Below are 6,096 nucleotides of genomic sequence, written 5' to 3'. Positions count from 1 at the left end.
GGCCTCGTCGGCGTCGGCGATGCCGGAGTTCATGCCGCGGGCGCCGAACGGTGCGAGCAGGTGGGCCGCCTCGCCAGCCAGCAGGACGCGGCGGTGTTCGTCGACGAACGAGTCCGCCTTCACCTGAAGGAACCGGTAGGACGACGCCCACGTCACGTTGTCCTCGTATCGCTCGCCCATGACGTCGCGGACGAACTCGCGCATCCGCTCGTCGCCGATGAGTTCTTCGGGATCGTCGTCCTCGTAACACTGGATGTCGAGGCGCCAGCCACCGGTGAACGGGACGAGCAGCACGTTTCGCCCGTCTGCCTCGGGCGCGTCGTAGTGGAACATCCGCTCGAGGCCGGGGTGTTCGTCGTCGATTTCCTCGTCCTCGACGTCCGCGATGATGAAGTAGTTGGCCGACTGGTCGCCCTCGAAGTCGACGCCGATCTCGCTGCGGACGGTCGACCCGCCGCCGTCGGCGCCGACGAGGTACTCGCACGTCCACTCGCGGCCGTCCGCTGTCTCGAGGCGGACGCCCTCAGTCGAGGAGTCGACGGTTTCGACCGCCGACTCCCAGTGGACCTCGATCCCGGCCTCGTCGAGCGCCTCGAGCATGTACTGCTCCGTGACGACCTGGGGAACGCTCGTGAAATGAGGGATGTCCCCCCTGCCGCCGGGCGAGTCGTACGTCCGGTTGAAGACCTCCTTCCCCCGGTAGAGGGTGCGTCGCGTCGGCCAGATGAGCCCCTCGTCGACGAGGTCGGTCCCCAGTCCCGGGTGGAGTCGCTCGAGCGTGCGCAGTGTCGATCCGTGGACGTAGATGGCGCGACTCCCCGACCGGTCCCGGTCCTCGGGTTCGGCCTCGAGGACGGTGGTCTCCACTCCGCGGGCGTTCAGTGCCAGTGCTGCCGTCATGCCAACCGGGCCGGCACCGGCTATCAGTACCGGAGCCTCCGCCGTTTCACCGCTCATGGACGTGACAATGCAGTACGTTCTCATAGTAGTTGTGGTCCGCTGGAGGCCGATTTCGGCCCGGATCTGTTCGTACACCGGCTGTGGTCGCTCGATCGATCCGGTGGAGATCGGCGGATCGAGGTTCGACGTCGGCTCTCCAGCGAATCCGACGCCGCGAACCGGGGAACACCTTTTTATTCCTGTACTGAGAGATTCACGCCACACAATGACACTGCTCGAAGTCGACTCGATCGACGTCGCGTACGGCAACGTTCAGGTGATCTGGGACGTGAGCTTCGACGTGGCGGAGGGGGAAACGGTCGCACTACTCGGCGCAAACGGAGTGGGAAAGACCACGGTCCTGAAGACGATCTGCGGTCCGCTGACGCCCCGGAAGGGCGAGGTACGCTACGACGGCGAGTCGATCGGCGACCTGGATCAGGACGAGGTCGTCCCGAAGGGGATCGTCCACGTTCCCGAGGGTCGCGAGATCTTTACAGAGAGCACCGTCGAGGAGAATCTCCGCCTGGGCGCGTTCACGAATCCCGAGGGGAAGGACGAGCGGTTCTCGTTCGTCTACGACGTCTTCCCCCGACTCGAGGAACGAAAGGACCAGCGCGCGGGGACTCTCTCCGGCGGCGAGCAGCAGATGCTGGCGATCGGCCGGGGTCTGATGAGCGATCCGGATCTGATCCTGCTCGACGAGGCGAGTCTCGGCCTCGCGCCGGTGCTCGTAGACGACGTGTTCGAGGCGATCGAGGAGATTACGGACCGCGGGACGACTGTCCTCATCGTCGAGCAGGACGTCAACAACGCGCTCCGGATCGCCGACAGGGGGTACGTCCTCGAGTCGGGTCGGATCTCGATGTCGGGTGACAGCCACGAGCTCGCGTCGAACGACGAGGTCACGGCGACGTACCTCGGCGGATAATGCCAGCGTCGGCTCTTTTTCGCGTCCTCACATCGATTTCGCGCGCCGCTCCGGAAGCGTCTCGCTCGTCGTTCGAGGCGAGTCTCGAGACGGATCGATCGGAGAAGGAACGAGTGAGCGGTTCGAAGAGCGGGCGTCAGTCGGTCGCCGATTCGTCGGGGGCCGGGACGGTCTCGCTCGGCGGGTCTTCCTCCGACGTATCGCCGGTTCGGCTAGTGATGAGCCCGTAGATCCCCTTCGGCATGTAGAGCATGAAGAGGATGATGAGGAGCCCCTCGATCGCCGTCGAGTAGCCGCTCGCCACCTCGCCGAGGACCCAGTCGAGCCCAACGAACAGCCCGGCTCCCAGGATCGGTCCGGTGATCGTCCCCATTCCACCGAGGACGACGACCACGAGCGCTTCGACCATCCAGTGGAGGCCGAGCACGTCCGCGGGATTGAGGTATCCCGTGTACTGGGCGTAGAGTCCGCCCGCCAACCCGGCCATGCCCGACGCGATACCGAACGCGATCAGCTTGTACTTGAGCGGATTGATACCGAGACTGCTGGCCGCCGTCTCGTCGTCGTGGATCGCTCGCATCGCCAGGCCCCACCGACTCGTGACGATGTAGTAGGAGACGATCACTGTAACGACCGTCACGGCCAAGGTCAGAAGGAACAGCTGTTGGTACTCGGCGGAACCCGAGTCGACGAAGTAGCCGCTCGAGCCCCCGGAGACGCTGCGCTCGTTCGACAGGATCAGCTCGATGATCGCGGCGAGCGCGAGCGTCCCGATCGCGAAGTAGTGGCCTGTCAGGCGGAAGATGACCGGGCCGATGACGAGCGCGAGGAGGGCCGCGCCGAGCGCACCGCCAAGGACGGCGACGATCACCGGTGACTGGATCGACTCGGGGAAGCCGGCTCGCGTCGGCGTCGTCAGCCAGGCGGAGACGTACGCGCCGAACCCAAAGAATGCGACGTGGCCCAGGGAGATCTGGCCGGCGTAGCCGCCGATGATGTCCCAGGAGACGCCGAGGACCACGAAGACGAGCACGGTGAAGAAGACCTGGGTGAGCCACCGCTCGGTGACGAACGGTATCGTCGCGAACGCCAGCACGGTGACGATCGCGATCGCCACTCGACGGCGGTTACCGAGCATCGTCCGGATGAAGCCCCCGCGTTCGTGTTCGGAGTCCGCCATCACTCCCCACCTCCCGAGCTGCCGAACAGCCCCTGGGGCCGCACCAGGAGGACGAGGAGGAATATGCTGTAGCTGATCAGGTCACGGTAGCCGCCGCCGATGAAGAGCACGCCGACGTTCTCCGAGACGCCAAGGAGTAACCCGCCGACGAGCGTCCCGATGACGCTCCCCACGCCGCCGAGGACGACCACTGCGAACGCTTTCAGCAGGTACGACCAGCCCGCGTACGGCGTGAAGGGGAAGAGGATCGACAGCAGCGCGCCGGCCGCGCCCGCCAGCGCCGTCCCGAGGCCGAGCGTGATGATATAGATCTTCCCGGTATCGATGCCCATGTACTGGGCCGCGTCGGTGTTCTGCGCGGTCGCCCGGATCGCGAGGCCCGTCGTCGTGTACTTGAGGAACGCCCAGACCGCGACGATCAGGGCGACCGAGACGACGAACGTGACGACCCGCGGGAACGACAGGACGGCGGGTCCGACGGGGATGCTTGAGCCCGGAATGCCGATGCTGGCTCGCTGTGGCTCGCTGCCGAGGACGATCCGGCCGACGCTCTCGAGGACGAGCGCGAGCCCGAAGAGGACGATGATCGGCTGTTCCATCCCCTTGTCGACGACGCGCTCTAACAGGACGCGCTGGAGGAACACTCCGAATCCGAACAGCAGGGCGACCGCGAGCAGCATGCCCAAAAGCGGGGTGATTCCGGTGGCGGCAAACAGGAGGATGCCGACGTACGCGCCGACCATGAGCATGTGTCCGTGGGCGAGGTTGACGACGTCCATGATGCCGAACACGAGCGAGAGGCCGAGCGCGGCGACGGCATAGATCCCTCCGATGAGGAGTCCGTTTAATATCGATTCGAACGCGAGTTCTGGTGAAACCATGTATATTGGTGAGCGTGGGTTGGAGACCGAGTGTTATCGCTCGTTCCAGGACGGAATCGGGTACTGGAGGTCAGAGGCACGATCGTCGTCGGTCTCCGGGTAGATGGTGTACTGGTTGCCGTCCAGCCACTGGCCGGTCGGAGCCGTCAACTCGCCTTCGGTAGGCAGACCGTTCTCCTCGAAGCTGAACGAGCCGATGACCGTCTCGAAGGTCTCCGACTGGAGCGACCCCTGAACGTCTGACGGGTCGGTCGAGCCCGCGGCGTCGATCGCTTGGGCGGTCACCTGTGCGACGTTGTAGCCGCCGCCGACCGCCGTGCGGATGAACTGACCCTCCTCGAGTCCGTACTCGTCCACGTACGCGTTCCACATCTCCTCGTTCCCGTTGCCCGTCATGCCGGGCACCCAGCCCGGACACATGCAGACGTACTCGCCGCTCTCATCGAGCGCGTTCCACCAGTCCTGAGGGTCGGCGGCGCGGACGAACTTCGTGAGGGCCGGCGAGAAGTTGCGTTCCTCCATCTGCTCGATCATCGTGATTCCGTCCGGCGGCGTTGGCACCGACAGGAGGACCTCGACGTTCTGGTTGTCCGACTGGGAGATCATCGTCGAGAAGTCGCTCGCGCCGTACTCGTATTGCTCCCTGAGGACGATGTCGTAGCCCGCGTCACCGAGGGTCTCCTCCCAGGAGTCCGACTGCTCTTCGCCCCAGTCGGAGTTGGGCTCCCAGATGCCGACGTTGGTCGGCCGGTCGCCCTCGGGGATGGTCTCCAAGAGGCCCTGCGTCGACCGCGCGACGTCCCTCGACTTCGGGAACGCCGCGTAGGTCCATTCGTAGTTCTCGTTTCGGTGCGGCGCCTCCTGTGCGAAGTATGCGGCGACGAACGGGATCCCTTCGTCCTCCGCGACGCTGCTGCCCGCGGTCACGAGTTCGCTCGAGAAGCTTCCCCAGATCACGTCGGCGTCACTGGCCATCTTCCGGAGGTTCTCGATGACGACACTCGGGTCGCTCTGGTCGTTCTCGACCAGCAGCTCCACCTCCCGGTCGAGTGTCTCTTCGATGTGTGCGACGCCGAGCTCGTATCCCTGTTCCATCTCTTCGGCCATCGACGAGAACGCGCCCTCCTGCGGGATCGTCGTCGCGATCGTGAGGTCTGCGCTGCTCTCGTCGCTACCCAACAATGTACAGCCGGCCAACGTGGCCGCCCCTGCAATCGCACCGGTCGTTTTTAAATATGAACGCCTACTTCGGCTACTGGTAAGATTCCCCATGGTGTGGTTTGTCAAATGAAATACGACCCTATTAAATGGTATGGTTCATATCTGACGCTTGTCGGCGGAGTATCGAATTCGGCGGACGCGTAGACCGAGCGGGAACAACACCGGCTCGGCCCAGAACTCGAAGGCCCGTCGGAAACGCACCTGAATCGGTGGTTCCGGGCCAGTTCGGTCGGCTCTCACCGACTGCTCGTCCCCAACACGGTAGTGACATACATGTCACCATACGGCTTTGTACGCGGAACACGAACGGTCAGGCGATCATGCCAGACATGATATCGCCGACGGCGGACTGGAACGCACTGTACATCGGTGGCGAGTGGCTCGACGGAGACGGCGACACTATCCCGATCACGGACCCGTCGACACGGGAGATGTTCTCCGAAGTTCCCGCGGCCTCCGAGTCGGACGTCGACGACGCCTACGAGGCGGCGGCCGCCGCCCAAGCAGAGTGGAGGGACCAACCTCCCACAGCCCGCCAGGAGGTTATCCAGCAGTTCATCGAGGCACTGCACGAGTACGAGGAGGAGATTATCGAACTGCTCACGCACGAGGCCGGCGGGACGGCCGGCTACGGCCACACGTCCCACCATCTCGCCGCCGACCAGGCGAGCGAGGCGGCGACGCTGCCGCGGCGGATGAAGGGCGAACACGCCCCGTCGAACATCCCCGGGAAGGAACACCTCGTAAAGCGAGAGCCGAAAGGCGTCGTCACGGTCATCTCGCCGTGGAACTTCCCGCTGAACCTCTCGGCGCGGGCGGTGGTGCCCGCTATCGCCGCCGGCAACGCCGTCGTGCTCAAGCCAGCGACCAACACGCCGATCAGCGGCGGCCTGCTGTTCGCGACGCTGTTTGAGGAGACGGACCTCCCCGACGGCGTCCTCAAC

Annotated in this window: 6 protein-coding genes; 2 read left to right on the top strand and 4 right to left on the bottom strand. The window is 64.9% G+C overall.

Going from position 1 to position 6,096, the window contains the following annotated elements; genetic code table 11:
• A partial coding sequence (locus tag PGX04_RS03955) for an FAD-dependent monooxygenase (protein ID WP_273737318.1) occupies nucleotides 1-957 on the bottom strand: 957 nt, incomplete at its 3' end.
• A gap of 214 nt (nucleotides 958-1,171) precedes the next feature.
• Between PGX04_RS03955 and PGX04_RS03950 the strand changes: the two genes are divergently transcribed.
• A complete protein-coding gene (locus tag PGX04_RS03950; RefSeq protein ID WP_343233732.1) occupies nucleotides 1,172-1,870 on the top strand; it encodes an ABC transporter ATP-binding protein in 699 nt (232 codons plus the stop codon).
• A 136-nt stretch (nucleotides 1,871-2,006) separates the two neighbouring features.
• Here the strand turns inward: PGX04_RS03950 and PGX04_RS03945 are convergent, their stop codons facing one another.
• Genes PGX04_RS03945 through PGX04_RS03935 form a run of 3 tightly spaced genes read right to left on the bottom strand, consistent with a single transcriptional unit; the run spans nucleotide 2,007 to nucleotide 5,110 of the window.
• Nucleotides 2,007-3,050: a branched-chain amino acid ABC transporter permease gene (locus PGX04_RS03945; protein ID WP_273737316.1), complete on the bottom strand. Its 1,044-nt coding sequence runs from the start codon at nucleotides 3,048-3,050 to the stop codon at nucleotides 2,007-2,009.
• Nucleotides 3,050-3,931 carry a branched-chain amino acid ABC transporter permease gene (locus PGX04_RS03940; protein WP_273737315.1) on the bottom strand — a complete coding sequence of 294 codons (882 nt, stop codon included), beginning with the start codon at nucleotides 3,929-3,931 and terminating at the stop codon, nucleotides 3,050-3,052. The genes PGX04_RS03945 and PGX04_RS03940 overlap by 1 nt, the downstream gene beginning before the upstream one ends.
• Before the next feature lie 33 nt (nucleotides 3,932-3,964).
• Nucleotides 3,965-5,110, bottom strand: coding sequence for an ABC transporter substrate-binding protein (locus PGX04_RS03935; RefSeq protein WP_273737314.1), 1,146 nt, complete (start codon nucleotides 5,108-5,110; stop codon nucleotides 3,965-3,967).
• A gap of 362 nt (nucleotides 5,111-5,472) precedes the next feature.
• On the opposite strand from PGX04_RS03935, the gene PGX04_RS03930 reads away from it, so the two are divergent.
• A partial coding sequence (locus PGX04_RS03930) for an aldehyde dehydrogenase family protein (RefSeq protein ID WP_273737313.1) occupies nucleotides 5,473-6,096 on the top strand: 624 nt, incomplete at its 3' end.

The organism is Natrinema soli (assembly GCF_028618695.1).
The sequence above is the reverse complement of the archived record's forward strand: the minus strand, read 5'-3'. Positions and strand labels throughout refer to the sequence as shown.